Annotated in this window: 27 protein-coding genes; 19 read left to right on the forward strand and 8 right to left on the reverse strand. The window is 57.7% G+C overall.

From position 1 onward, the window contains the following. Positions 1–28: 28 nt before the first annotated feature. The 9 genes from IBX59_RS07100 (at position 29) to recO (ending at position 5,803) form a co-directional block, all read left to right on the forward strand. Positions 29–775, forward strand: a complete 747-nt coding sequence (locus tag IBX59_RS07100) for a pyridoxine 5'-phosphate synthase (RefSeq protein ID WP_296373886.1) — start codon at positions 29–31, stop codon at positions 773–775. Further along, positions 772–1,254, forward strand: a complete 483-nt coding sequence (locus IBX59_RS07105) for a nucleoside deaminase (RefSeq protein ID WP_296373888.1) — start codon at positions 772–774, stop codon at positions 1,252–1,254. The genes IBX59_RS07100 and IBX59_RS07105 overlap by 4 nt, the downstream gene beginning before the upstream one ends. Beyond that, complete coding sequence (locus IBX59_RS07110; protein WP_296373891.1) at positions 1,251–1,568, forward strand: Dabb family protein; 318 nt, start codon at positions 1,251–1,253, stop codon at positions 1,566–1,568. Before IBX59_RS07105 ends, IBX59_RS07110 begins: the two co-directional genes overlap by 4 nt. A gap of 31 nt (positions 1,569–1,599) precedes the next feature. Next, a complete protein-coding gene (acpS, locus tag IBX59_RS07115; protein ID WP_296373940.1) occupies positions 1,600–2,001 on the forward strand; it encodes a holo-ACP synthase in 402 nt (133 codons plus the stop codon). Between the two features lie 53 nt (positions 2,002–2,054). Then, on the forward strand, positions 2,055–2,891 hold the full coding sequence (gene lepB, locus IBX59_RS07120) for a signal peptidase I (protein WP_296373893.1): 837 nt from the start codon (positions 2,055–2,057) through the stop codon (positions 2,889–2,891). Further along, positions 2,888–3,568, forward strand: coding sequence for a ribonuclease III (gene rnc / locus IBX59_RS07125; protein WP_296373895.1), 681 nt, complete (start codon positions 2,888–2,890; stop codon positions 3,566–3,568). The genes lepB and rnc overlap by 4 nt, the downstream gene beginning before the upstream one ends. Then, a complete protein-coding gene (gene era / locus IBX59_RS07130; RefSeq protein ID WP_296373897.1) occupies positions 3,565–4,482 on the forward strand; it encodes a GTPase Era in 918 nt (305 codons plus the stop codon). Before rnc ends, era begins: the two co-directional genes overlap by 4 nt. Then, entirely contained in the window at positions 4,479–4,805 is a 327-nt protein-coding gene (locus IBX59_RS07135) for a DUF1491 family protein (RefSeq protein WP_296373899.1), read from the forward strand. The genes era and IBX59_RS07135 overlap by 4 nt, the downstream gene beginning before the upstream one ends. 266 nt (positions 4,806–5,071) lie before the next feature. Then, on the forward strand, positions 5,072–5,803 hold the full coding sequence (recO, locus tag IBX59_RS07140; RefSeq protein ID WP_296373901.1) for a DNA repair protein RecO: 732 nt from the start codon (positions 5,072–5,074) through the stop codon (positions 5,801–5,803). Between the two features lie 27 nt (positions 5,804–5,830). Here the strand turns inward: recO and IBX59_RS07145 are convergent, their stop codons facing one another. Then, positions 5,831–7,516 (reverse strand): acyl-CoA dehydrogenase family protein, encoded by a 1,686-nt coding sequence (locus IBX59_RS07145; protein WP_296373903.1) that lies wholly within the window; start codon positions 7,514–7,516, stop codon positions 5,831–5,833. 144 nt (positions 7,517–7,660) lie between these two features. Here IBX59_RS07145 and IBX59_RS07150 point away from each other — a divergent pair, with 144 nt between their 5' ends. Then, positions 7,661–8,431 (forward strand): sulfite exporter TauE/SafE family protein, encoded by a 771-nt coding sequence (locus IBX59_RS07150; protein WP_296373904.1) that lies wholly within the window; start codon positions 7,661–7,663, stop codon positions 8,429–8,431. A 75-nt stretch (positions 8,432–8,506) separates the two neighbouring features. On the opposite strand, the gene IBX59_RS07155 is transcribed toward IBX59_RS07150, so the two are convergent. Then, positions 8,507–10,105 carry a phosphoenolpyruvate carboxykinase gene (locus tag IBX59_RS07155; protein WP_296373906.1) on the reverse strand — a complete coding sequence of 533 codons (1,599 nt, stop codon included), beginning with the start codon at positions 10,103–10,105 and terminating at the stop codon, positions 8,507–8,509. Positions 10,106–10,388: 283 nt separating this feature from the next. On the opposite strand from IBX59_RS07155, the gene IBX59_RS07160 reads away from it, so the two are divergent. The 7 genes from IBX59_RS07160 to IBX59_RS07190 are packed head-to-tail and all read left to right on the forward strand — an operon-like array spanning position 10,389 to position 15,745. Continuing rightward, positions 10,389–11,090, forward strand: coding sequence for a response regulator transcription factor (locus IBX59_RS07160; RefSeq protein WP_296373908.1), 702 nt, complete (start codon positions 10,389–10,391; stop codon positions 11,088–11,090). A gap of 3 nt (positions 11,091–11,093) precedes the next feature. Continuing rightward, entirely contained in the window at positions 11,094–12,830 is a 1,737-nt protein-coding gene (locus IBX59_RS07165) for a sensor histidine kinase (RefSeq protein ID WP_296373910.1), read from the forward strand. Between the two features lie 9 nt (positions 12,831–12,839). Next, positions 12,840–13,265 (forward strand): serine kinase, encoded by a 426-nt coding sequence (locus IBX59_RS07170; RefSeq protein WP_296373911.1) that lies wholly within the window; start codon positions 12,840–12,842, stop codon positions 13,263–13,265. Beyond that, positions 13,262–14,182, forward strand: coding sequence for an RNase adapter RapZ (rapZ, locus tag IBX59_RS07175; RefSeq protein WP_296373913.1), 921 nt, complete (start codon positions 13,262–13,264; stop codon positions 14,180–14,182). Before IBX59_RS07170 ends, rapZ begins: the two co-directional genes overlap by 4 nt. Continuing rightward, complete coding sequence (locus IBX59_RS07180; RefSeq protein WP_296373915.1) at positions 14,179–14,574, forward strand: PTS fructose transporter subunit IIA; 396 nt, start codon at positions 14,179–14,181, stop codon at positions 14,572–14,574. Before rapZ ends, IBX59_RS07180 begins: the two co-directional genes overlap by 4 nt. Then, complete coding sequence (locus IBX59_RS07185; RefSeq protein WP_296373917.1) at positions 14,571–14,840, forward strand: HPr family phosphocarrier protein; 270 nt, start codon at positions 14,571–14,573, stop codon at positions 14,838–14,840. The genes IBX59_RS07180 and IBX59_RS07185 overlap by 4 nt, the downstream gene beginning before the upstream one ends. Before the next feature lie 29 nt (positions 14,841–14,869). Continuing rightward, a complete protein-coding gene (locus IBX59_RS07190) occupies positions 14,870–15,745 on the forward strand; it encodes a lysophospholipid acyltransferase family protein (protein WP_296373918.1) in 876 nt (291 codons plus the stop codon). On the opposite strand, the gene IBX59_RS07195 is transcribed toward IBX59_RS07190, so the two are convergent. Next, a complete protein-coding gene (locus IBX59_RS07195; protein WP_296373920.1) occupies positions 15,742–16,617 on the reverse strand; it encodes a 3-hydroxybutyryl-CoA dehydrogenase in 876 nt (291 codons plus the stop codon). The two genes, IBX59_RS07190 and IBX59_RS07195, sit on opposite strands and share 4 nt — an antisense overlap. A gap of 160 nt (positions 16,618–16,777) precedes the next feature. Here IBX59_RS07195 and IBX59_RS07200 point away from each other — a divergent pair, with 160 nt between their 5' ends. Further along, a complete protein-coding gene (locus IBX59_RS07200) occupies positions 16,778–17,623 on the forward strand; it encodes a DUF6473 family protein (RefSeq protein WP_296373922.1) in 846 nt (281 codons plus the stop codon). Between the two features lie 75 nt (positions 17,624–17,698). On the opposite strand, the gene IBX59_RS07205 is transcribed toward IBX59_RS07200, so the two are convergent. The 5 genes from IBX59_RS07205 to IBX59_RS07225 all read right to left on the reverse strand — a co-directional run bounded on the left by IBX59_RS07205 (position 17,699) and on the right by IBX59_RS07225 (position 21,197). Continuing rightward, positions 17,699–18,625 (reverse strand): FAD-binding protein, encoded by a 927-nt coding sequence (locus IBX59_RS07205; RefSeq protein ID WP_296373924.1) that lies wholly within the window; start codon positions 18,623–18,625, stop codon positions 17,699–17,701. Continuing rightward, a complete protein-coding gene (locus IBX59_RS07210) occupies positions 18,625–19,383 on the reverse strand; it encodes an electron transfer flavoprotein subunit beta/FixA family protein (protein WP_296373926.1) in 759 nt (252 codons plus the stop codon). The genes IBX59_RS07205 and IBX59_RS07210 overlap by 1 nt, the downstream gene beginning before the upstream one ends. Before the next feature lie 142 nt (positions 19,384–19,525). Next, on the reverse strand, positions 19,526–20,098 hold the full coding sequence (locus IBX59_RS07215; RefSeq protein WP_296373928.1) for a cob(I)yrinic acid a,c-diamide adenosyltransferase: 573 nt from the start codon (positions 20,096–20,098) through the stop codon (positions 19,526–19,528). A 3-nt stretch (positions 20,099–20,101) separates the two neighbouring features. Continuing rightward, on the reverse strand, positions 20,102–20,308 hold the full coding sequence (locus tag IBX59_RS07220; RefSeq protein WP_296373930.1) for a twin transmembrane helix small protein: 207 nt from the start codon (positions 20,306–20,308) through the stop codon (positions 20,102–20,104). Between the two features lie 61 nt (positions 20,309–20,369). Beyond that, positions 20,370–21,197 (reverse strand): SDR family NAD(P)-dependent oxidoreductase, encoded by an 828-nt coding sequence (locus IBX59_RS07225; protein ID WP_296373931.1) that lies wholly within the window; start codon positions 21,195–21,197, stop codon positions 20,370–20,372. Between the two features lie 81 nt (positions 21,198–21,278). Between IBX59_RS07225 and parC the strand changes: the two genes are divergently transcribed. Then, positions 21,279–23,618, forward strand: a complete 2,340-nt coding sequence (parC, locus tag IBX59_RS07230) for a DNA topoisomerase IV subunit A (protein WP_296373933.1) — start codon at positions 21,279–21,281, stop codon at positions 23,616–23,618. Positions 23,619–23,844 lie beyond the last annotated feature (226 nt).

Below are 23,844 nucleotides of genomic sequence, written 5' to 3' on the forward strand. Positions count from 1 at the left end.
GATTTCTATGCAGAAAAGGAGAGGGCCAATGACGTATGGGAAGCTGCGCCTTGGCGTGAATATTGATCATGTGGCGACCGTGCGAAATGCACGCGGCGGTGCGGTGCCAGACCCGGTGCGCGCGGCGTTGCTGGCCGAACAGGCGGGTGCAGACGGTATCACTGCGCATCTGCGCGAAGACCGGCGCCATATTGTTGATGCAGATATCGACGGTCTGATGGCGCAGTTGAAGGCGCCGCTGAATTTCGAAATGGCAGCGACTGCGGAAATGCAAAGCATCGCCCTGCGGCACCAACCTCATGCTGTCTGCATTGTTCCTGAAAAACGCGAAGAACGCACGACCGAAGGCGGGCTTGACGTCGCCGGACACGAAAGCCAATTGGCGTCTTACATCAGGCCCTTGGCCGATGCAGGATGCCGGGTGTCGCTGTTCATCGCCGCCGATCAGCAGCAGGTTGCCGCCGCTGCGCGGATTGGCGCGCCGGTCATTGAACTGCATGCGGGCGCCTATGCCGATGCATGGGCCCAAGAACGCTGGGACGTGCGCGATAGCGAACTGGCCCGGATCACCGACACGGCTGCCTATGCGACCACCTTGGGGCTGGAGGTGCATGTGGGGCACGGGCTGACCTATGACAGTGTTGGCCCTGTCGCCGCCCTGCCGCAGGTGATGGAACTTAACATCGGGCACTTTCTGATAGGCGAGGCGATTTTTCGGGGTTTGGGCCCGGCAATCGCCGAAATGCGCCGCTTGATGGATGCCGCTCGCGCATGATGCAGGGCGCGCTGACCCCCTTGGCGAAAGAGCGTGCAGCGATGCGGGCCGTCACCGACCATGCCTGCCAGTTGCACGCGCAGGGGCAGGATATCGTCTTTACTGCCGCTATCGTAAAAGATGGTGACATCATCGCCACCGCCCGCAACGAAGTGGATGACACCGGCGATGTCAGCCGTCATGCAGAAGTTGTGGCGATGGCAAAAGCCACTGCCTTTCTGGGCAATCGTGATTTGTCTGGCGCGACGCTGATTGCATCCTGCCAACCCTGTGAAATGTGCTTGTCCACCATGCGCTGGGCGCGCATTGACCGTGTGATTTTTGCCGCGCAGCAGGCCAATACCGATAGCGCGTTCTTTCGGTTTCCCAGGCTGACCATCGCTGATTTTCACGCGGCCTGCGACGGGGCGTTTGACTGGCACGGTGGGCTGGATGAAGACAGGGTCGCCCACATCTATCTGCCGAAGGGGGCCGCATGATCCAGCACATTGTTCTTTGTGATCTGCGGCCGGATCATGACCCGCAAGAACTGAAGGCTGTGATGGACGGCCTGCGCAACTTGCAAGGTCAACTGCCCGGTTTCACCGACTTTTCCGCCGGTCCGAACCGTGATTTTGAATCGATGTCACCCGGATATGGTTATGGTTTCGTTTGCAAGTTTGCAGATATTGCCACGGCGCAGGCCTATCTGGTGAACCCCGATCATCAGGCGCTTGGCGCGCGTCTGGTGGGGCTGTGTTCGGACGGGGTCAAAGGGCTGCGTGTGATCGACCTTGAAACGGAGGCCGTGTGATGGGGCATTGCAGCGGCTGGCGATGGGTATCATGATCCTTGGTATCGGGACCGACATTGCCAATATCGACCGGATTGCAGGCACGCTGGAGCGTTTCGGCGACCGTTTCCGTGACCGTGTATTCACCCCTGTCGAACAGGCGAAATCCGAAGGTCGCCGCGATGTTGCGGGCACCTATGCCAAACGCTGGGCAGCGAAAGAGGCTTGTTCCAAGGCGCTTGGCACCGGCCTGCGCATGGGGGTCGCATGGAAGGATATGGCGGTGTCAAATCTGCACACGGGTCAACCTGTCATGGCTGTCACCGGCTGGGCCCGCGACCGGCTGGACGCCATGACACCACCGGGCCACGCGGCCATCATTCACGTTACCCTGACCGATGATCACCCATGGGCACAGGCCTTTGTCGTGATCGAGGCGCGCCCCATCGCTTGACAGGGCCAGCGCGCGGCCTCATGTAGCCTCAAACCCTAAAGAAGGATCAGTTCATGGCCGAAAAAACAGGCTTTGTCGGCAGTATTGTCGAGACATTCAAGACAGTGTTTTGGGCTTTGCTGATTGCTGGGGTGTTTCGGACATTATTTTTTCAGCCATTCTGGATCCCGTCGGGGTCAATGAAGGAAACGCTGTTGATCGGTGATTTCCTGTTCGTCAATAAAATGGCCTACGGCTACTCATACGCGTCTTGTCCGTCGGTGCGTATTCCGCAGCTTGGTCTTGATGTAGGGGCAGATAAATTTTGCGGCTGGTTCGAAGGCTATGATGACCGTTTGTTGGGGTCCGATCCAGAACGCGGGGACATTGTTGTGTTCCGCCATCCGGTCACAGGGCAAGATTTCATCAAGCGGCTGATCGGCCTGCCGGGGGATCGCGTTCAGATGAAACAGGGTTTGCTGCATATCAATGATGACCCTGTGCAGGTCGCCGATGCTGGCGTCTTTACTGAAACCATGGAACGGCAGGGGCCGCTGGGGCAGCAGCCGCAATGCGCCAATGGGCCGGTTGGCCCCGGGGCGATCTGCGAAAAGCCAAGGCAAATCGAAACACTTCCAAACGGGGTCAGCTATCCGATCCTTGATATCGGGTCACGGCCTGCCGATAATACGGGCGTGTTCACGGTGCCAGAGGGGCAATATTTCTTCATGGGCGACAACCGCGACAATTCCACCGACAGCCGCTTTCCGCAATCGCGTGGCGGGGTGGGCTTTGTCGATGCCAAAGATATTGTCGGGCGTGCTGATCGGGTGATGTTTTCTTCGGCGGGGCGGTCGATGCTGGCTTTCTGGACTTGGCGCAGCGACCGTTTCTTTAAGGCGTTAGAGTGAAACTTTCAGGCGATCTCAAGTCGTTTTCGGACCGGCTGGGCCACACATTTGCCAAGCCAGATCTGTTGATGCGTGCCGTCACCCATTCGTCCATGGTCAGCCCGCATCGCGATGACAACCAGCGACTGGAATTTCTGGGCGATCGCGTGCTGGGCTTGGTCATGGCCGAGGCACTGCTGCAAGCTGATCCCAACGCCCCCGAAGGTCTGCTTGCCCCACGCTATAACGCGCTTGTCCGCCGCGAAACCTGTGCCGATGTGGCGCGCCAGATTGATCTGGGGGTGGTGCTGAAACTGGGCCGATCCGAGATGAAATCGGGCGGTCGCCGCAAAGAGGCATTGCTGGCCGACGCGATGGAGGCGGTGATTGCCGCCGTCTATCAGGATGGCGGGTTCGATGCGGCGCGCCGTGTCGTGCTGGACCTTTGGGGTGATCGGGTGCGCAATGTTGCCGCTGATGCCCGCGATGCCAAAACCGCACTGCAGGAATGGGCGCAAGCCCGGGGCGAGGTGCCGCCGCAATACGTCGAGGTGGCGCGCAGCGGTCCAGACCATCAACCTGTCTTTACGATCGAGGTGCGCCTTGCCTCTGGTCCGGCCGAACGGGCGACCGCCGGGTCCAAACGGCATGCCGAACAAGCCGCTGCCACCGCCCTTTTGAAGAAAGTCGATCAATGACCAACACCCCCACCAAGGCCGGATTTATCGCGCTGATCGGGGAACCGAACGCGGGGAAATCCACGCTGCTGAACCGGATGGTTGGCGCGAAAGTGTCGATTGTGACGCATAAGGTGCAAACAACGCGCGCCCGTATCCGCGGCGTGGCGATGGCTGAAAACGCGCAGTTGATCTTTATCGACACGCCGGGCCTGTTCAAACCGCGCCGCCGATTGGACCGGGCGATGGTCGCCGCCGCATGGGGCGGGGCGGCGGATGCCGATGTGGTCGTTTTGATGATCGAGGCACACCGCGGCATGTCCGAAGGGGTCAAGGCGATCCTTGAAACACTGGCGGAACGCGCGGGCAAGACTCCGGTGGCATTGGCGATCAACAAGATCGACAAGGTGAAATCGGAAACGCTCCTGGCCCTGGCCAAAGACATGAATGACGCTTACCCCTTTGCGGAAACCTTTATGATTTCCGCTGAAAAAGGGCATGGCTGCGACACGCTGCGCGACTGGCTGGTCACGCAACTGCCCGAAGGTCCGTATCTTTACCCCGAGGATCAGATCGCCGATCTGCCCATGCGGATGATCGCCGCCGAAATGACCCGTGAAAAACTGACGCTGCGGTTGCATCAGGAATTACCTTATGAGTTGACGGTCGAAACCGAAAACTGGGAAGAACGCCCCGATGGCACCGCCCGGATCGACCAGATCGTCTATGTCGCCCGCGATGGGCACAAGGGCATCGTGCTGGGCAAGGGCGGCGAGACAATCAAATCGGTCGGCAAGGCTGCGCGCGTTGAGATCGAGGAGTTTCTAGGCCGTCGCGTGCATTTGTTTTTGCAGGTCAAGGTGCGGCCCAACTGGCTGGAGGAATCCGAACGCTATTCGGAAATGGGCCTTGATTTCAAAGATGGCAATACATGAGACTGACCGCCGACATATGGGTGTCGGCCTATCTGACGCGGCTGCGTCTGGCGAATATACCGGCCTTTGTGGTCAAGCGCGGCGACAGCACCGCAGGCGCAGTTCTGGTCAAGTTGAACACGCTGGACGGGCAAGCGCGGTGTTTTCAGCGCAGATTCAATCTGATGACCGCCGAACGGCAGTGGATCGTGCTGACTGAGGGCGATGAGGCGGATGTCGATGTGTCCACCGCGAAACAGCGCAGCTTTGACCCGGACCTGTGGGTGATCGAGGTTGAGGACCGTCAGGGGCGGCATCTGCTGGACGAGCCGGGGCTGGAATAACTTTTATGCCTCCGGCGGGAGTATTTGGGGCAAGATGATAACACTTTTTTAACCAAAACCATGCGACTCTAGCAGCATGGTACAGGCTGGAGAGCCGATGGCCACGCAAGGTGATGACACTACGTTCATCACGGGGCAAGGTGGTGTTTATCATCTTGCCCCAAATACTCCCCCGCCGGAGGCGTCCCACCGTTTGGGTATTCCAGTCCGCTTGCGTTTGCGCTGCAATCGGGTTGAATTGTGCCTATGATACCGGGTATTTGCAAATGATCACTTGGCAAGACGAGGCGGCCCTGCTGACCAGCCGCCCTTTCGGTGAAACATCGGTGATTATCGAGGTGTTCAGCGCCCTGCATGGCCGCCATGCGGGCGTGGTGCGTGGCGGCACCAGTCGCAAAGTGGCGCCTATCCTCCAACCCGGCGCGCAATTGGCGGTGACATGGCAGGCGCGGCTGGACAGCCATCTGGGCAACTTCATGGTGGAACCGATCCGCAGCCGTGCCGCTGCGGCCATGGGCGACCGGTTGGCGCTGGCGGGGCTGAATGCGGTTTGCGCGATTCTGGCGCATGTTCTGCCGGAACGCGAAGCACATAAATCGCTATATGATCGCACGATCGCCCTGCTTGATCTGCTGGGGCAGGGCGATGTCTGGCCGCTGGCCTATTTGCGCTGGGAACAGGCGTTACTGGATGACATGGGATTCGGGCTTGACCTGTCGCGCTGCGCGGTGCGCGGGGTGAACGAGGATCTGGCATTCGTGTCACCCAGAACGGGCCGCGCTGTCAGCCGGGATGCGGCGGGGGCATGGGCCGACAGGCTATTGCCGCTGCCGCCTGTATTAGCGGGGCGGGGGGATGCATCGAACGCGCAGATCATTATGGCGCTGCGCACCACCGGCTATTTCATCGAACAGCGTCTGATGCGCAGCTTGGGGCAAAAACCGCCGCCCGCCGCCCGCGCCCGGTTGCTGGATGCGATTGGGCGTTTGACAGATTAGCGCACAACGCGGCCAAGCCGCTGCCCCTTAGTCCAGCAAACGCCGTGCGATCACCTGCGCCTGAATTTCGGCGGCCCCTTCAAAGATGTTCAGGATGCGGGCATCACACAGGATGCGGCTGATCTTGTATTCCAGCGCAAAACCGTTGCCGCCATGAATTTGCAGCGCGTTATCCGCACAGGCCCAAGCGACACGCGCCCCCAACAGCTTGGCCATTCCGGCCTCGAGGTCGCAGCGGCGGTCGTTGTCTTTTTCATGGGCGCTGAAATAGGTCAGTTGCCGCGCAATCATGATTTCCACCGCCATCATCGCCAGCTTGCCTGACACGCGGGGAAAGTCGATCAGCGCCTTGCCGAACTGCTTGCGGTCTTGCGCATATTGCATGCCGACATCCAGCGCCGATTGCGCGACACCCACAGCGCGGGCGGCGGTCTGGATACGGGCGGATTCGAAGGTTTGCATCAACTGCTTGAAACCCTTGCCGGTTTCGCCGCCTAGCAGATTTTCACCCTTTACGACAAAGCCGTCAAAGCCCAGCTCATATTCCTTCATGCCGCGATAGCCCAGCACCTCGATCTCGCCACCCGTCATGCCCGGGGTTGGGAACGGGTTTTCATCGGTGCCGGCGGTCTTTTCGGCCAGAAACATCGACAGGCCGCGATAGTCGGTCGTGTCGGGGTCGGTGCGTGCCAGCAATGTCATCACATGGGTGCGGCTGGCGTGAGTAATCCATGTCTTGTTGCCGGTGATTTCCCAATCGTTGCCATTTTTCACCGCCCGCGTGCGCAAGGCACCGAGGTCTGACCCGGTGTTGGGTTCGGTAAACACCGCCGTGGGCAGGATTTCGGCGCTGGCGATGCCAGGCAACCAGTGCTGTTTCTGTTCTTCGGTCCCGCCACACAGGATCAATTCGGCGGCAATTTCACTGCGCGTGCCAAGCGAACCTACGCCGATGTAACCGCGCGATAACTCTTCGCTGACCACGCACATGGATGCCTTGGACAGACCAAATCCGCCGTATTCTTCGGGGATGGTTAGGCCAAAAACGCCCAGTTCGGCCATTTCGTTGATAATCTCCAGCGGGATCAACTCATCCTTGAGATGCCATTCGTGGGCGTGGGGTTCCACGCGGTCCAAACTGAACCGGCGGAATTGTTCCCGGATCATTTCCAGTTCATCATCAAGTCCAGAGGCCCCGACGGTGATATTGGCCGACTGTTCCTGCATCAGGGCGACCAACCGCGTGCGGGTCGCTTGCGTGTTACCCTGCTGCGTCAGGGTCATGACGGCGGGTTGCATCAGGACGTCTATATCGTCCTGTGTCAGGCCCATATCCTGAAGGCGCACGATTTCGCCCTGATTCATCTGGATGCCACCCTTGATCTGACAAAGGTATTCCCCGAATGCGATCTGGTGGATCAATTGTTCGACTTCGCCGAATTTTTCCAGCGATTGCAGTTTTTCGGCCCAAGCCTGCATCTGGTGCAGCGCCTGCGCATAAGTCGCCAGCCAGGCAAAGCCGTGGGCAGCGGTCTGGTTTTTTTCGATCAAGCGGCCAGAGACGCGACCATCTTCGGTGACCGTTTCGCGCAGGCTGGACTTGGCCCTTTCGGTCACGTCGTCAACTGCGGGCAGGGTGGCTGCGGTTAATGCCATCAGGTCTGGCAATCTTGGGTCAGTGGTCAATGAAAAGTCCTGTCCATCATGGGCCATGCGCGATTCCTCTTTTTGCGGGTGCAGAAATAGCGGTTTTGCAGTTGCAGCGCAATATTCATTCGAAAGGTGGTTATGAAAAGAACTAAAGTGTCGCGGTAAAATTTGTAATGCGCATTGTCATCTGACTGGCTAAGAGGCGACATGTTTGACCTTTTCAACGTTATCAGCCCCAGTCTATTCATCTTTGCCTGCGCCGTCACCCTGCTGGGTGGCTTTGTAAAGGGCGCGGTTGGGTTCGCCATGCCTTTGGTGATGATTTCCGGTATGGGGATCATGATTGCACCCGATCTTGTTGTGGCCGGGATCATCTTGCCGATCCTTGTCAGCAATGGTTGGCAGGTGGCCCGCGCCGGCTTGGGCCCTGCACGCAGTGCGGTGATTGAACACTGGCGCTATATCACGCTGGTTTGCGTGATGATCCTGATTTCCGCGCAGTTCTTGCGGGTGATTCCAGCAAATGCGATGTTCGTTGTCTTGGGGGTGCCAGTCGTTGTGCTGTGTGCCATTCAACTGGCGGGCTGGCGCCTTCGGATAAGCCCTGCATGGCGGCGGCCCTTTGAATGGATCGCTGGGACCGTGTCTGGTGTGCTGGGTGGTCTTGCCGGCACATGGGGGCCGCCGACCGTTTTGTATCTGCTGGCGCTTGATACGCCGCGCCATCAGCAAATGTCGGTGCAGGGGGTCATTTATGGGCTGGGTTCTGTGATGTTGTTCCTGGGGCATCTGAAATCGGGCGTATTGAGCGCCGAGACCTGGCCCCTGTCTGCCGCTTTGGTGGTGCCTGCGTTGCTGGGCATGTCTTTGGGGTTTTGGTATGGTGACAGGATTGATCAGAAAAGGTTCCGCGATGTGACTCTTTTGGTGTTGATCGTTGCGGGTGCCAACTTGATCAGACGGGGTTTGATGGGCTGACGGGTGCGCCGTGCAGTAAACTGATGTGGCGCAACCCCATGCAGATCGGGCGGGACGTGTCCCACCCGATATTTTTTAGCCGATCGCCGCCGCCTTGACGTCATCGTCTATAAAAGGGACGTATTTTTCAAAATTGTCGCTGAACATGCTGATCAGTTTCTGTGCTTGCGCATCATAGGCCGCAGGGTCGGACCATGTGCTGCGTGGATCCAGCAGCCCATTGTTTACGCCTTCGACATCAAGAGGCACTTCGAACCCAAAGTTGGGATCCTTGCGCACTGTGCCTTCGATCAGGGTGCCGTCCAACGCTGCGGCAAGCAATGCGCGCGTCGCCTTGATCGGCATCCGTGTGCCAGTGCCATAGGCGCCACCGGTCCATCCGGTATTCACTAACCAGCAGGTCACGCCGTGTTTCGCGATTTTGTCGCGCAGCAGGTTGCCGTAAACTTCGGGACGCCGCGGCATGAAGGGCGCGCCGAAACAGGTGCTGAAGGTCGGTTCGGGTTCCGTAACGCCGGTTTCCGTCCCCGCCACCTTGGACGTGAAGCCAGAAAGGAAGTGATACATCGCCTGCGCAGGGGTCAGCCGCGCGATTGGAGGCAGCACACCAAAAGCGTCACAGGTCAGCATAATGATGTTCTTTGGGTGCCCACCAAGCCCGGTTTCCGATGCGTTGGGGATATAGTGCAACGGATAGGCGCAACGCATGTTTGCAGTCAGGCTGTCGTCGTCGAAGTCAAGTTCCAGCGTTTCGGGATCATAGACCATGTTTTCGATAACCGTGTGCGGCATCGCACAGGTGGCGTAAATTTCGGGTTCTGCCTCTGGGTCAAGGCCGATCGTTTTGGCATAGCACCCCCCTTCGAAATTGAAGGTGCCGCGATCAGACCAACCGTGTTCGTCATCACCGATCAACGTGCGCGTCGGGTCTGCGGACAGTGTTGTTTTGCCAGTGCCGGACAAGCCAAAGAAGACGGCGGTGTCAATCGGGTTGCCGGTGGCGTGGTTGGCCGAACAATGCATCGGCATGATGCCCTTGGCCGGCAGCAGGTAGTTCAGCAGCGTAAAGACCGATTTCTTGATTTCGCCCGCGTATTCCGTGTTCCCGATCAGAACCAGCTTTTTGTCAAAGTTGATGGCGATCACGGTTTCAGACCGGCAGCCATGCCGTTCCGGGTCTGCCTTGAATTTAGGGCAGTTGATGATGGTGAATTCAGGCACAAACGTATCTAGTTCGCTGGCCTCGGGGCGGCGCAGCAAGTGGTGGATGAACAAACCATGCCAGGCCAATTCTGTGACAACACGCACGTCCAACCGTTGTTCAGGATCAGCCCCGCCGAACAAGTCCTGCACATAAAAAGTGCCGCCCTGCATATGGGCCAGCATATCTGCATGCAGCTGGTCAAATTTCGCGGGGTCCATTGGTGTGTTGTTGTCCCACCAGATCGAATCTTCGACAGACGGTGTTCGCACGACAAATTTGTCTTTGGGCGACCGGCCGGTGTGTTTGCCGGTCGTGACCAGCAATGTGCCGCCCTTGCCGGTGACGCCCTCGTCTGCGGCGACGGCGGCGTCATGCAACAAGTCTTCGGGGCTGTTGTAATATACCTCACCCAGCCCTGTGATGCCTTGGTCCTCAAGCTTCATCTTGGGGTTGACCTGTCCGTGGTCCATGGGTTTGCTCCTTGTGCATGGCCTTCGTCAAATGCGATATCTTCTTTAACACCATGTGTTGCAGTGCGAACAGACTGCTTTGGCACAGTTAGCGCAACCAAGTCGCTGTTAGCGCAACCAAGTTCCGAAAATCCCGCCCCGGCTGGTTTGGTTGGGGGCCTGGTTCGAAAACTGTGCCAATTAAGGCAACATTAAGGCGGATGCGTAGATAATGATTGATTCGCGTTGTTAAAAAGTTGAAAACTCTTACAATTGAAAAAGAGTTGAATTTGAGGAAACGCGCATGTCGAGAATTGCTTTGGTGGATGACGACAGAAACATCCTGACGTCGGTGTCGATGACACTGGAAGCCGAAGGGTTTGAGGTGGAAACCTACAACGATGGCCAGTCTGCTTTGGAGGCGTTCAACAAGCGGATGCCGGACATGGCGGTTCTTGACATTAAAATGCCACGGATGGATGGCATGGATCTGTTGCAGCGCCTGCGGCAGAAATCGTCGATGCCCGTCATCTTTCTGACTTCCAAGGATGATGAAATCGACGAGGTTCTGGGCCTGCGCATGGGTGCCGACGATTATGTGAAAAAGCCGTTTTCACAACGTCTGCTTGTTGAACGGATCCGGGCATTGCTGCGCAGGCAAGATGCCATTGCCGGTGAGGAAATTGAGGAGACCGAGGAAACCAAGATCATGGTGCGCGGGAATCTTGTGATGGACCCTCTGCGTCATGCGGTCAAATGGAAGGGGCGCGATGTATCGCTGACGGTGACAGAGTTCTTGTTGCTGCAAGCGTTGGCGCAGCGCCCTGGATTTGTCAAAAGCCGCGATCAGTTGATGGACGTGGCCTATGATGATCAGGTCTATGTGGATGATCGCACGATCGACAGCCACATCAAACGCCTGCGTAAAAAAATGCGTAACACAGATGACGAGTTTTCCGCGATTGAGACACTGTATGGAATTGGGTATCGCTATAACGAAGAGTAGGGCATGACTGCCGCGCCCAAAATCGACGTGCGCGACTTGCAGTCGGTGCGAGCAGCGGCGCGTGCGCCCGACGTGGTGCTGGGTGAAGACTGGGTTTCGCCTGACATGCTGCAATACGGTGTTGATGTCGATGCGCAGCCCAAGCGGGGGCTTTTTTCGCTGCGACATTCGCCCATCGCCCGCAAGATTGTTACGATCAACCTGATCGCCGTGATTTTGCTGATTTCTGGCGTTTTGTATCTTTCGCCGTCGCGCGACAGTCTGGCATATCAACGGGCCAAAGGGCTGGTCAACGAAGCGCAGTTGATTGCCGACGTATTCGAGGGGCAGTTGCCGCAGGTTGCCCCTGTCAATCTGGTCACGGCAGATGGCATCAACCCGGCGGCTACGCTGGCATCGCTGAGCCTGCGCGGCGGAGTCGAAGTTTCGGTTTTCGCGACCGATGCAACCCTCGTTGCGACGGCGACAGGTTTGTTGAACGAGGCTGAAATTGCAGAATTGGAGCTGCAAACAGGCACGACGTTTCTGACTGATTTCCTGGCAAATATCTGGGATACACTGTCACGGCTTCGGCCATTTGGCGACGACAACCTGGCAACAGAACTGCAACGCGTGAGCCTGTCGCAGGAAAGTGTGCGCCGTGCGCTTGCTCAAGGCACGCAACTGCAATCTGCCGAAATCGATGGCAACACCAGTTTCATTGTCACCACCCCGATCATGCGTAACGGCGTGCCTGTTGGTGTCATTGCTGTCACCACTGCCGCGGGTGAGGTTGACAGCCTGGTCCGGCGCGAACGTGAACAGGTGCTGCGGCTGTTTGTGATCGGTATTGTTGTCAGTATCGGATTAAGCCTTGTTCTGGCATCCACGATCGCCAACCCACTGGCCGATCTTGCCACTGCCGCCGAGGCAAGCCATGCCAAAAATGCGCGCAAAATGTCGCCTGTGCGGGTCCGGATCCCGGATTTGACGGCGCGTCCCGATGAAATCGGTCGTCTTTCCGGCGCGCTGCGCGGAATGGTTTCTGCGTTGTATGAACGGATTGACGGCAATGAACAATTTGCCGCTGACGTGGCCCATGAAATCAAGAATCCACTTGCATCGCTGCGCTCTGCGGTGGGCACCATGCGGTTTGCCAAGCGCGAGGACCAGCGCGAGCGTTTGTTGGAAGTGATTGAACACGACGTCAAAAGGCTCGACCGGCTTGTCAGCGATATTTCAAACGCATCGCGGTTGGACAGTGAACTGGTCAAGGAAGAGGAACAGTCTTTTGACCTGATCCCGATGCTGAAGAATATCCATGAATTCATGCGCAAAGAGGCATCGGCGAAGGGTATCGATTTCGTCTCGGACATGCCCAACCAACCCATCATGGTGCAAGGGCTGGAAGGTCGCTTGGCCCAAGTCTTTGTCAACCTGATTACGAACGCTATTTCGTTTTCTGAAAAAGGCGATGCGATCCGGGTCTGGGCGCGCAAACGCGAAAACCGTGTGCTGGTCGTGGTCGAAGATACTGGCCCCGGCATACCGGAAGACGCCCTGACAAAGATTTTCCAGCGGTTTTATTCCGAACGGCCTGCGGGACAGTTTGGCAATAATTCGGGGCTTGGTCTGGCCATTTCAAAACAGATCGTCGAAGCGCATGGCGGTGTGATTTGGGCAGAAAACATACGACCGACGGAAGCGGATGCCGGGTCTGAACCTTTGGGGGCCCGTTTTGTCGTTGGTTTGCCGGTCTAGGGCAGGAATGTGACAGGCCCAAAAACCATTCATGCCACATGTGTTGCCTTGAATGATCGTGCGGTGTTGCTGTGCGGGGCTTCCGGGCGGGGGAAATCTGCGCTGGGTCTGATTTTGATGGGCATGGGTTGCACCTTGGTGGCGGATGACAGAACCCTGCTGGAGCGCGATGGCGCGCAAGTCATGGCCCGTTGTCCTGCGCCGATCCGCGGCATGATCGAAGCGCGGGGGATCGGGATTTTGGCGGCCAAGCATGTGGACAGGGCGGCGGTTGTTCTTGTGGCCGATCTGGATCAGCTATCTGATGAACGACTGCCGCATCGACGCACCACGACGTTACTTGGCTGCGAAATCCCCTTGATTGCAGGGATTGACGGACCACATTTCGGGGCGGCGATGATCCAAATACTCAAGTCTGGCTGGAGCGTGACGTGAACGCACAGGAACTCACCCAAAAGATCGGGCCAGCATCCGTGGTGCTGGTGACTGGGCCGTCAGGTGCCGGACGGTCAACTGCGATAAAAGTTCTTGAGGATCTGGGATACGAGGTGATCGACAACTTGCCGCTGTCGCTGTTGCCGCGACTGCTGGACGGTCCGCCGCCGAACCGCCCACTTGCGCTGGGCCTTGATGTGCGCAACCGCGATTTTGGGACAAAAGCGTTGATCGAAACGATTGATCAACTGGCGGCGCGCAGCGATCAGTTTGCGCAAGTGCTGTATCTGGATGCCGCCGAAGACGAACTGATCCGCCGGTATTCGGAAACCCGCCGCAGGCATCCGCTGGCCGCATCCGATTCACCGCACGAAGGTATCCAACGCGAATGCGACCTGTTGGTGCCGGTGCGGGCGCGGGCAGATATCCTGATTGATACAACTGGCCTGTCCCCACATGATTTGCGCATCGAAGTTGAACGTTGGTTCGACATAAGGGCGGGGCGGCAGCTTGGGGTGACGGTGCATTCGTTTTCTTACAAGCGGGGTTTGCCCCGCGGCATGGATATCGTCATCGACTGCCGTTTCTTACGCAATCCGCATTGGGATGAAAGCCTGCGTCACCATGACGGGCGCGACCCGTTGGTCGCCGCTTTTGTCGCGCAAGACCCCCGGTTCGACCCATTCTTTGATCGGGTCAAATCGCTGGTTGATTTGCTGTTGCCCGCGCACAAGGACGAAGGCAAGACGCATTTGTCGATTGGGTTTGGCTGCACCGGGGGGCAACACCGGTCTGTCGCTGTGACGGAAAGGCTTGCATCTGCCCTTGCGAAGGACGGATGGCATGTGTCTAAACGACACTGGGAGATGGAACGCCGCGCTGTGCAGGCGCAGTCAGACAAAGGGCCGGAAATTTGATTGGTATTGTCATTGTGGCACATGGCAGATTGGCGCAAGAATATGTTGCGGCTGTTGAACATGTTGTCGGCAAACAAGCCAATATGAAAAGCATTGCCATTGCCCCGGACGATGACCGCAGCGCAAAGCAGGCCGAAATCTGTGATGCGGCCGATTCTGTTGATACAGGTGACGGGGTTGTCATTGTGACCGATATGTTTGGGGGATCGCCGTCCAATTTGTCGTTGCGGGCCTGCGGGCCTGAAGACCGGCGCATCCTTTATGGGGCGAATCTGCCAATGCTGATCAAACTGACAAAATCCCGCAATCGCAGTGTGCCCGATGCGGTCGCTGCTGCAATTGCTGCGGCCCATAAATATATCGACAGCCACAATGGTGGACCAACGCAATGACTCACTGCCATCTTCGGATCGAAAATATCAAAGGCTTGCACGCCCGTGCGTCCGCCAAACTGGTTGAACTGGTCGAAAGCTATGACGCCGATGCCACCGTCAGCAAGGATGGTGAAACCGCCAGTGGCGACAGCATCATGGGGCTGCTGATGTTGGCAGCTTCGGTTGGCACATATATTGATGTCGAAACACGCGGCCCTGCCGCCGAAGCATTGGCCGCTGCGATAACAGCTCTTGTGGCAGATAAATTCGGTGAGGATTACTAATCGCCGCCAGACAAAACGAGGTGCGACCTTTGCCTGAGACGACCCATGATAGACTGGCCACCGAGTATGATGCACCTGTTGTTTATGACAGGCGCGCACTGACTTACGCCAATACCTTTGACAGCGCCCGCAAACGTATTTTGATTATGGCCATTGAATGGGTGACGGCCAAGATCAGCGTGATCCGCATGATCCGCAGGTTTGAAAAAAAAGGTAAATTCAAAGGACAGGCTTTCTGGCGTGGCGCGCTGGATGTCATGGAAATTGATTTGTTGACACCGCAAGACCAACTAGCGCAGATCCCAATGACTGGCCCGGTCGTGCTGGTTGCCAACCACCCGCACGGGTTGGTTGACGGGATGATCCTTGCCGATCTGATCGGGCGGGTGCGCACGGATTATCGGATTCTAACACGCTCGATCCTGACCGGCATTGATGCGGACGCGACGAAATTCATGATTGCCGTGCCATTCCCGCATGAACCCGATGCGCAGAAAAAAATGGTAGATATGCGGCACGCCGCTATGGCGCATCTGCGCGATGGCGGGCTTGTCGCGCTGTTTCCGTCCGGTGTTGTCGCAACGTCAGACACCATGTTCGGCCCCGTAATTGAACGAGACTGGAACGTGTTCACAGCCAAGATGATTCGCAAATCTGGCGCAGCCGTGGTGCCTTGTTTTTTTCCGGGGTCGAATTCCCGCCTTTATCAGATCGCCAACAGGGTGTCGGCGACACTGCGGCAAGGACTATTGCTGCATGAAATCGTGCGAGCCTCTGGAAAGCCGCAAAAACCGGTGATTGGTGCGGCTCTGTCGCATGACGACATCAAGGACAAGGTATCGGACCAGCGCGGTTTTATGGTGTGGTTACGGCAATTGACTCTGGATCTTGGTGCCGCGCGCTAGCGCGTCGGGATCGGCGTTTCGCCGCGATAATCGTAAAAGCCACGTTTGGTTTTGCGGCCTAACCACCCCGCTTCAACATACTTTGTCAGCAAGGGGCAGGGGCGATATTTTGTATCGGCCAGCCCATCGTGCAGCACATTCATGATAGCCAGACAGGTGTCCAAACCGATAAAATCCGCCAGTTCCAGCGGCCCCATCGGGTGGTTCGCCCCCAGCTTGAGCGATGTGTCGATCGACTGCACCGACCCGACACCTTCGTAAAGTGTATAGATCGCTTCGTTGATCATCGGCATTAAAATACGGTTCACGATAAAACCGGGGAAATCTTCAGACGCGGTGCTGGTCTTCCCCAGCTTTTCCACGACATCCTGACAGGTCTTGAACGTGGGTTCATCGGTTGCGATGCCGCGGATCAGTTCCACAAGCTGCATGATCGGCACAGGGTTCATGAAATGGAATCCCATGAATTTCTCTGGTCGGTCAGTGCGTGATGCCAGCCGTGTGATGGAAATGGACGATGTGTTCGATGTCAGGATCGTGTCGGGCTTCAGGTGCGGCACAAGGTCTTCGAAAATAGCTGTCTTGATCGTCTCGCGTTCGGTCGCAGCTTCGATGATCAGGTCTGTCGGGCCAAGGTCGGTCAGTTTGACCGTCGTGCCGATACGGGCCATGGAATCCGCCTTGGTGTCGGCTGTGATCAGGTCACGGCTGACCTGCCGGGTCAGGTTGCGGTCAATTAGCGCGATGGCGGCGTCCAACGCGTCCGTGCTGACATCTGTCATCAGCACCTCATAGCCTGCCAGTGCAAAGACATGCGCGATGCCATTTCCCATCTGGCCTGCGCCCACGATACCTACACGTTCGATCGCCATGCTGTTCCCCTGAATCCTGCTCCCGCACCATAGGCCTGTGCAGGGGGGCGCATCAAGCCACGTAAGCCGTGAAAATTAACAACAAATTCAACTATTAGGAAATTCGCAAGGTTGCGCGCCCAAACTTGCGCGGTGATGTGTAAAAACCTGCGGTGGCAAAATGAAGCAAGACGTTATTGAAACGCATGATATTTCCTATGCGCCTTGCCGTTATGGCAATTCCCGGCTGTTGTTTCGGGGGCCACAGCGGCGGCTGGACAGCCCCTATCTTGCCTTTGTCGGGGGGACGGAAACCTATGGTAAATTCATTGAAAGGCCGTTCCCGGTTCTGATTGAAAATACGATGCGGAAAACCTGTGTAAACCTTGGCTGTGTGAATGGCGGCATCGACGCATTTTTGAACGACCCCACAGTGATCGACATCTGTCGGCGCGCCGATATGACGGTCGTGCAGCTGATGGGTGCGAATTTCCTGACCAACCGGTTTTATGCCGTGCATCCACGCCGGAATGACCGGTTTCTATCGGCATCTACTGTGTTGCAGGCCATCTATGACGATGTTGATTTTTCTGAATTTTCATTCACACGGCACATGCTTGGGGCGCTTTATGCAAAATCGCCTGGCCGATTCGATATCGTGGTGACAGAATTGCGGCAGGCATGGTTGGCACGGATGAGGCTTTTGCTTGATCAAATCGGCCCGCGGGTGATCCTGTTATGGTTTTCCGAGGATGCGTTGAACGATGATCACTGGTCGCGGCGGCCCGGTCAGTTGCAGACCGATCCCTTGTTCGTCACCCTGTCGATGGTCAAGGAATTGGAACCGCTCGTTCGCGATATCGTGGTGGTCAACCCATCAGAGGCTGCTTTGGCCAAAGGGGTCAAGGGCATGCGTTTTCCCGAAAGCCAGATAAATCTGGCATCAGAAATGCTGGGGATCGCTTGCCATGCAGAGGCGGGGGCCGCGCTCATCCCGGCTTTGCGGGAAAATCTATATACAATTTGATGTTTTCAGGCCAACGCAAACAAAAAGGCCCGCCATACAGGGCGGGCCTTTTGTTACGGCTCTGTTTAATAATAACTACAGTTTTTCGGTCAGTTCCGGCACCGCGACGAACAAGTCAGCCACGAGGCCATAATCAGCCACTTGGAATATCGGGGCTTCTTCGTCTTTGTTGATGGCCACGATGATCTTGCTGTCCTTCATCCCGGCGAGGTGCTGGATCGCGCCCGAAATCCCGACGGCCACGTAAAGATCGGGGGCAACCACCTTGCCGGTTTGGCCGACCTGCCAGTCGTTGGGTGCATAGCCGCTGTCCACGGCGGCGCGCGATGCGCCAACAGCCGCGTTCAGCTTGTCTGCCAGTTTCTCGATCAGGGCGAAATTTTCCTCTGATCCGACGCCGCGCCCACCGGATACAACCACACCGGCTGATGTCAGTTCTGGCCTGTCCGAGGCGGCGACTTTGTCTTCGACCCATTCCGACAGGCCGGGGTTGCCCGCCGCGCCGATCATCTCGATCGTCGCCGAACCACCCATCCCAGCAACATCAAAGCCAGCGGTGCGGATTGTCATGACCTTGATCGCGTCTGATGATTTTACGGTCTGGATCGCGTTGCCTGCATAGATCGGACGTTCGAATGTGTCGGCATCAATGATGCCGGTCACTTCGGAAATTACCATCGCGTCCAGCAATGCGGCCACGCGGGGCATGAGGTTTTTGGCGTCGGTTGTGCCGGGGGCCGCGATATGCGTGTAATCACCCGCCAGCGACACGATCAGATCAGCGGTTGGTTCGGCCAACCGATGGCCCAATGCGGGGTCTTCGGCGCACAGCACTTTGGTCACGCCGTCGATCTTGGCGGCCTCTTCCGCTGCGGCCTTGGCCGAGGCACCAGCGCACAGCACGGTCACATCGCCCAGTTTCACCGCAGCCGAGACGGCTTTTGCGGTTGCGTCGACGGCCAGCGCGCCATCGGTCACTTCGCCAATCAGAAGAACAGCCATCATACAGCCCCCGCTTCTTTGAGTTTCGCAACAAGTTCATCAACCGACCCGACCATGATCCCGGCCTTGCGGGTTTCCGGTTCTGCCGTGCTGACCACGCTGAGCCGTGGCGTGACATCGACGCCGTAATCAGCCGGCGTTTTTTCATCCAGCGGCTTTTTCTTAGCCTTCATGATATTGGGAAGCGACGCATAGCGCGGTTCGTTGAGGCGCAGATCGACGGTGATGATCGTTGGCATCTTGACCTTGATGGTCTGCAACCCGCCGTCAACTTCGCGGGTGACGGTGGCATGATCGCCGTCGATGTTCACTTCGGATGCGAATGTCGCCTGCGACCAGCCCAGAAGTGCGGCCAGCATCTGCCCGGTGGCGTTCATGTCATTGTCGATCGCCTGCTTGCCGCAGATGACCAGCCCGGGGTTTTCTTCCTTGACGATGGCGGTGAGAATTTTGGCTACGGCCAGCGGTTCGATATCGTTATGCACATCATCAGTGGCCACGACCAGAATCGCGCGATCAGCGCCCATGGCAAGTGCCGTGCGCAAGGTTTCCTGCGCCTGCTTCACGCCGATTGAAACTGCGACGACTTCTTCAACCGTTCCAGCTTCGCGCAAGCGAATCGCCTCTTCTACGGCGATTTCGTCGAACGGGTTCATGGACATTTTGACGTTGGCAAGATCGACACCGGAACCGTCCGCTTTCACACGGACTTTCACGTTATAGTCGATCACGCGCTTGACGGGTACGATGACCTTCATTTGCGTTTTTTCTCCTAAAGGTTTGGCTCTTTTGCTCTTGCAACTTTGTTACCTGCTGCTGGCTTGCGACAACAGTGCAAAATCGACGCTGCAAGGCAAAGGGACGCCACGTTCCTGACGTGCGCGTCAAGGCAGGGTGGTTTTAACGGTTTGCACCCGGCACCCACAGCACATCTGCACGGCCATCATCATTGGCGATGCGGGACGCCTGAAAAAACCAGTCAGACAACCGGTTCAGGTATTTCACTGCCGCCGGATTGACCTGTTCGAGGGTCGCCAATTCCACTGTCAGGCGTTCTGCCCTGCGCGCAACTGTGCGGCACAGGTGCAAATGCGCCGCCAGCGGTGAACCGCCGGGCAACACAAAACTGCGCAGTGGCTCAACGCGTTTGGTCATCGCGTCAATCTGGGTTTCCAGCCGTGCGATTTGCACATCCGACATCCGCAGAACAGCGTATTCGGCCTCTGCGTCTTTTTCCATATCGGGGCGGCACAGGTCTGCGCCCAGATCGAATAGGTCGTTCTGGATCATGGCCAGCTGTGCATCCATTTCGCCCGTCGCATGCAGGCGCGCAAGGCCCACGGTGGCATTCGTTTCATCAACGGTGCCATAGGACGTCACGCGCAGCGAATGTTTGGCCACACGCGCCCCGTTGCCCAGCGACGTATCGCCAGTGTCACCGGTTTTGGTGTATATCTTGTTCAGAACAACCATGAATTACCCCCCCTGCCTGCGCAGATAAACGAACAGCAAAATCAACAGAACGGCGACAAACTGCGCCCCGATGCGCCAACGCATGATTTTGTTGGCATTCTTGCGGTTGAATTCGCCCCCTTTGCCGAATGACCCGATGCCCAGCACCAAAATGCCAAGCACGATCAGAACGGCAACGGCAACGAGCCAGAAAAGCGGGTCATCTGCCATGTCTTTCGGTCCTTTGATCTAGTTCTGCCCGATGTAGCAGGCGTGCGGGGGAAGGAAACCCTTAGCCACGCAAAATCACTGCATCCAACAGCCGTGTCGGCAGGATACGCCGTAAAAACCCCATAAGATAGGTGGGCGTCGTCACGTAATAGCGCGCCTTTGGCCGGGGGGATGTCAGCGCGTGCAACAGCTTTTTCGTGACTGCCGATGCCGGCAGTTCGAATCTGTCCGGCCCGCTGTCAGTGTAAAGCCGGTCCAGCACGTCGCGATATTCATTCGCGCGGGCAGAGTTTTGCCAATTGATCCATTTTTCAAAGTGGGGAATCGCGTTTGCGCGGATGTTTGACGTGATCGGCCCCGGTTCGATCAGGATCACTTTGATCGCGCTGTTCGTCATTTCAATGCGCAGCACATCAGTCAGCCCTTCAATCGCGAATTTTGTCGCCACATAGGCGCCCCGCCATTTCAAGGCCACCAGCCCCAGCACGGACGAACAGTTAATAATGCGCCCATGCCCCTGCGCGCGCATCACGGGGATCACAAGGCGCGTCAGTTCATGCCAGCCAAAGACGTTTGTTTCAAAAATCGCGCGCAATGCGCCGACGGGTAAATCTTCGACCGCGCCGGGGCAGGCATAGGCGCCGTTGTTGTAAAGCGCGTCCAGCGTGCCACCTGTGGCCTCCAGCACTTCGGCTAGCCCATTCACGATGCTGTTGGGGTCGGCATAGTCGATGCGGGGGCTGTCAAAGCCCTCGGCCCGCAACCGCGCGCAATCGGCGGGCTGGCGGCAACTTGCGAACACCCGCCAGCCCGCCGCGCGCAGCCCGTGTGCTGCGTCAAGACCGATGCCAGATGAACAGCCTGTAATCAGGATGGATTTCTGTGTCATTTGTGATTGGTGCCCTTTGCAATCTGGCGCGTGCGTTTTGCTACCTTTACGGCCAAAGGCAGCGCAGCTAAACCCACTGCCATGAATGACAACAGCAGTGCGCCTGAAACAGGTCCGAACGAAACAACCGAATCGCTGCGCCGGGCCATTGGTGACCGGTATCTGACCTATGCGCTGTCCACCATCATGCACCGCGCGCTGCCCGATGCCCGCGACGGGCTGAAACCGGTGCATCGGCGGATTCTTTACGCCATGTCGCGTTTGCGCCTGTCGCCCACCGGCGGTTTCCTGAAATCGGCCAAGATCGCGGGCGATACGATGGGTGATTTCCACCCGCATGGTGACGCCGCGATTTACGATGCGATGGCGCGTCTGGCGCAGGATTTCAACGTGCGTTACCCACTGGTGGACGGGCAGGGCAATTTCGGTAACATCGACGGCGACAACCCCGCCGCGTCCCGATACACAGAGGCGCGGATGACCGCCGCCGCCGAGGCGCTGCTGGAAGGGTTGGCTGAAAATGCGGTTGATTTCCGCGACAACTATGATGGCCGCCTGACCGAGCCTGCCGTGCTGCCCGCGACCTTTCCCAACCTGCTGGCCAACGGGTCCAGCGGGATCGCCGTGGGGATGGCGACGAATATTCCGCCGCACAATCTGCACGAATTGATCGACGCCTGCCTGCATCTGATCAAGACCCCCGATGCCCGCGACGACACGCTGCTGAACTATATCCCCGGCCCCGATTTCCCGACTGGCGGCACAATCGTTGAGCCGCGCGAAAACATCGCCGAGGCTTACCGCACCGGGCGCGGGTCGTTCCGCCTGCGCGCGAAATGGGAAATCGAGGATCTGGGCCGTGGGATGTGGCAGGTCGTGGTCACGGAAATTCCCTATCAGGTGCAGAAATCCAAGCTGATCGAGAAATTGGCAGAGGTGATCCAGACCAAAAAAGTGCCGCTGCTGGCCGACGTGCGCGATGAATCCGCCGAGGATATCCGCATCGTGCTGGAACCGCGCGCCAAAACCGTTGATCCCGAGGTGTTGATGGGAATGCTGTTCCGCAATTCCGATCTGGAAATCCGGTTCAGTATGAACATGAACGTGCTGATCGACGGGCTGACGCCCAAGGTCTGTTCGCTCAAAGAGGTGCTGCGCGCCTTTCTTGATCACCGTCGCGATGTGTTGATCCGGCGCAGCAAATACCGGCTGGAAAAGATCGACCATCGGCTAGAGGTGCTGGAAGGGTTCATTATCGCCTTCCTGCATCTGGACCGCGTGATTGACATCATCCGCTATGATGACGACCCCAAACGCGCCCTGATGGTCGAAGATTGGGCCAAGGATCACATCCGCGCCACGTCGGAAAAGGATTATGTGTCACCCACGGCAAAAGATGCCGAAGTGACCCTGTCCGAGGTGCAGGCCGAGGCGATTTTGAACATGCGCCTGCGCAGCTTGCGCCGATTGGAAGAGCTGGAACTGATCGCGGAACGCGACGCGCTGATGGAAGAACGCGCCGGCATTGAAGGTTTGCTGCACAGCGAAGACCTGCAATGGGTGCGGATTGCCGAACAGCTGCGCGACACCCGCAAGACATTCGGCCGCGACAGCGCTGGTGGCGCGCGGCGTACACAGTTCGCTGAAGCCGCCGAAGTGGTCGAGGTGCCGTTAGAGGCGATGATCGAACGCGAGCCGATCACGGTGGTCTGTTCTCAGATGGGCTGGGTCCGTGCCATGACCGGCCATATCGACCTGACCCGCGAATTGAAATTCAAGGATGGCGACGGCCCGCGTTTTATCTTTCACGCCGAAACCACCGACCGGCTGCTGGTGTTCGGTGCCAACGGGCGGTTTTATACCGTCAGCGCGGCCAACCTGCCCGGCGGGCGCGGCATGGGTGAACCGCTGCGCCTGATGATAGACCTGCCGAACGAGGCGGAAATCGTTGATTTTCTGGTCCACAAACCGGGGCAAAGGCTGCTTGTCGCCTCTGCTGAAGGTAACGGTTTCATCGTGCCAGAGGCTGATGTGCTGGCCCAGACCCGCAGCGGCAAACAAGTGCTGAACGTCAAGGATACCATAGCCAAGGTCTGCCATCGGATTGCCGGCGATCATGTGGCGGTGATTTCTGAAAACGCCAAGCTTTTGGTGTTTCCTGTTGCTGAATTGCCGGAAATGGCCCGTGGCAAGGGCGTGCGGATCCAGAAATACAAACGCGCCGCCGGGCGGCAGGGGATGCTGGAACTGGATGGCGGTTTGTCGGATATCACGACGTTCAACTGGGATGACGGGCTGTCATGGCAGATGGGCGGCGGCAAGACCCGCACGGAACCGGACATGTCCGAATGGAAAGCCGCCCGCGCCGGTGTCGGAAAGCGGCCCCCCCATGGTTTCCCCAAGACGAATCGGTTCACCTGATCGCAGGTATGCTTGCGGGGTGTTTTCGCGGTGACGATGCGGCGCAATGATTTGTTTTATCTGGCGGATGAATGCGGCAACACGCTTGATTTTCCCCCCAAATCCCAATACATCGCCCGCGATGTTGGACCGGGCCATTTTGGCCCCTCAGAAAATTAAGGGCTCAGCTAAATGGCAAAGGCAAAGTTTGAACGCAACAAGCCGCACGTGAACATTGGCACGATTG

Source organism: Yoonia sp., assembly GCF_014859355.1.
Lineage (GTDB): Bacteria > Pseudomonadota > Alphaproteobacteria > Rhodobacterales > Rhodobacteraceae > Yoonia.

Coding starts and splice junctions, on each gene's coding strand:
- IBX59_RS07135 (WP_296373899.1), top strand. CDS start 4,479: ATGAGACTGACCGCCGACATATGGGTGTCGGCCTATCTGACGCGGCTG.
- IBX59_RS07195 (WP_296373920.1), bottom strand. CDS start 16,617: ATGGCGATCGAACGTGTAGGTATCGTGGGCGCAGGCCAGATGGGAAAT.
- acpS (WP_296373940.1), top strand. CDS start 1,600: ATGATCCTTGGTATCGGGACCGACATTGCCAATATCGACCGGATTGCA.
- IBX59_RS07145 (WP_296373903.1), bottom strand. CDS start 7,516: ATGGCCCATGATGGACAGGACTTTTCATTGACCACTGACCCAAGATTG.
- IBX59_RS07165 (WP_296373910.1), top strand. CDS start 11,094: ATGACTGCCGCGCCCAAAATCGACGTGCGCGACTTGCAGTCGGTGCGA.
- IBX59_RS07205 (WP_296373924.1), bottom strand. CDS start 18,625: ATGGCTGTTCTTCTGATTGGCGAAGTGACCGATGGCGCGCTGGCCGTC.
- lepB (WP_296373893.1), top strand. CDS start 2,055: ATGGCCGAAAAAACAGGCTTTGTCGGCAGTATTGTCGAGACATTCAAG.
- IBX59_RS07155 (WP_296373906.1), bottom strand. CDS start 10,105: ATGGACCACGGACAGGTCAACCCCAAGATGAAGCTTGAGGACCAAGGC.
- IBX59_RS07150 (WP_296373904.1), top strand. CDS start 7,661: ATGTTTGACCTTTTCAACGTTATCAGCCCCAGTCTATTCATCTTTGCC.
- IBX59_RS07185 (WP_296373917.1), top strand. CDS start 14,571: ATGACTCACTGCCATCTTCGGATCGAAAATATCAAAGGCTTGCACGCC.
- era (WP_296373897.1), top strand. CDS start 3,565: ATGACCAACACCCCCACCAAGGCCGGATTTATCGCGCTGATCGGGGAA.
- IBX59_RS07105 (WP_296373888.1), top strand. CDS start 772: ATGATGCAGGGCGCGCTGACCCCCTTGGCGAAAGAGCGTGCAGCGATG.
- IBX59_RS07225 (WP_296373931.1), bottom strand. CDS start 21,197: ATGACACAGAAATCCATCCTGATTACAGGCTGTTCATCTGGCATCGGT.
- IBX59_RS07100 (WP_296373886.1), top strand. CDS start 29: ATGACGTATGGGAAGCTGCGCCTTGGCGTGAATATTGATCATGTGGCG.
- IBX59_RS07200 (WP_296373922.1), top strand. CDS start 16,778: ATGAAGCAAGACGTTATTGAAACGCATGATATTTCCTATGCGCCTTGC.
- IBX59_RS07110 (WP_296373891.1), top strand. CDS start 1,251: ATGATCCAGCACATTGTTCTTTGTGATCTGCGGCCGGATCATGACCCG.
- IBX59_RS07220 (WP_296373930.1), bottom strand. CDS start 20,308: ATGGCAGATGACCCGCTTTTCTGGCTCGTTGCCGTTGCCGTTCTGATC.
- IBX59_RS07215 (WP_296373928.1), bottom strand. CDS start 20,098: ATGGTTGTTCTGAACAAGATATACACCAAAACCGGTGACACTGGCGAT.
- recO (WP_296373901.1), top strand. CDS start 5,072: ATGATCACTTGGCAAGACGAGGCGGCCCTGCTGACCAGCCGCCCTTTC.
- IBX59_RS07160 (WP_296373908.1), top strand. CDS start 10,389: ATGTCGAGAATTGCTTTGGTGGATGACGACAGAAACATCCTGACGTCG.
- IBX59_RS07210 (WP_296373926.1), bottom strand. CDS start 19,383: ATGAAGGTCATCGTACCCGTCAAGCGCGTGATCGACTATAACGTGAAA.
- parC (WP_296373933.1), top strand. CDS start 21,279: ATGAATGACAACAGCAGTGCGCCTGAAACAGGTCCGAACGAAACAACC.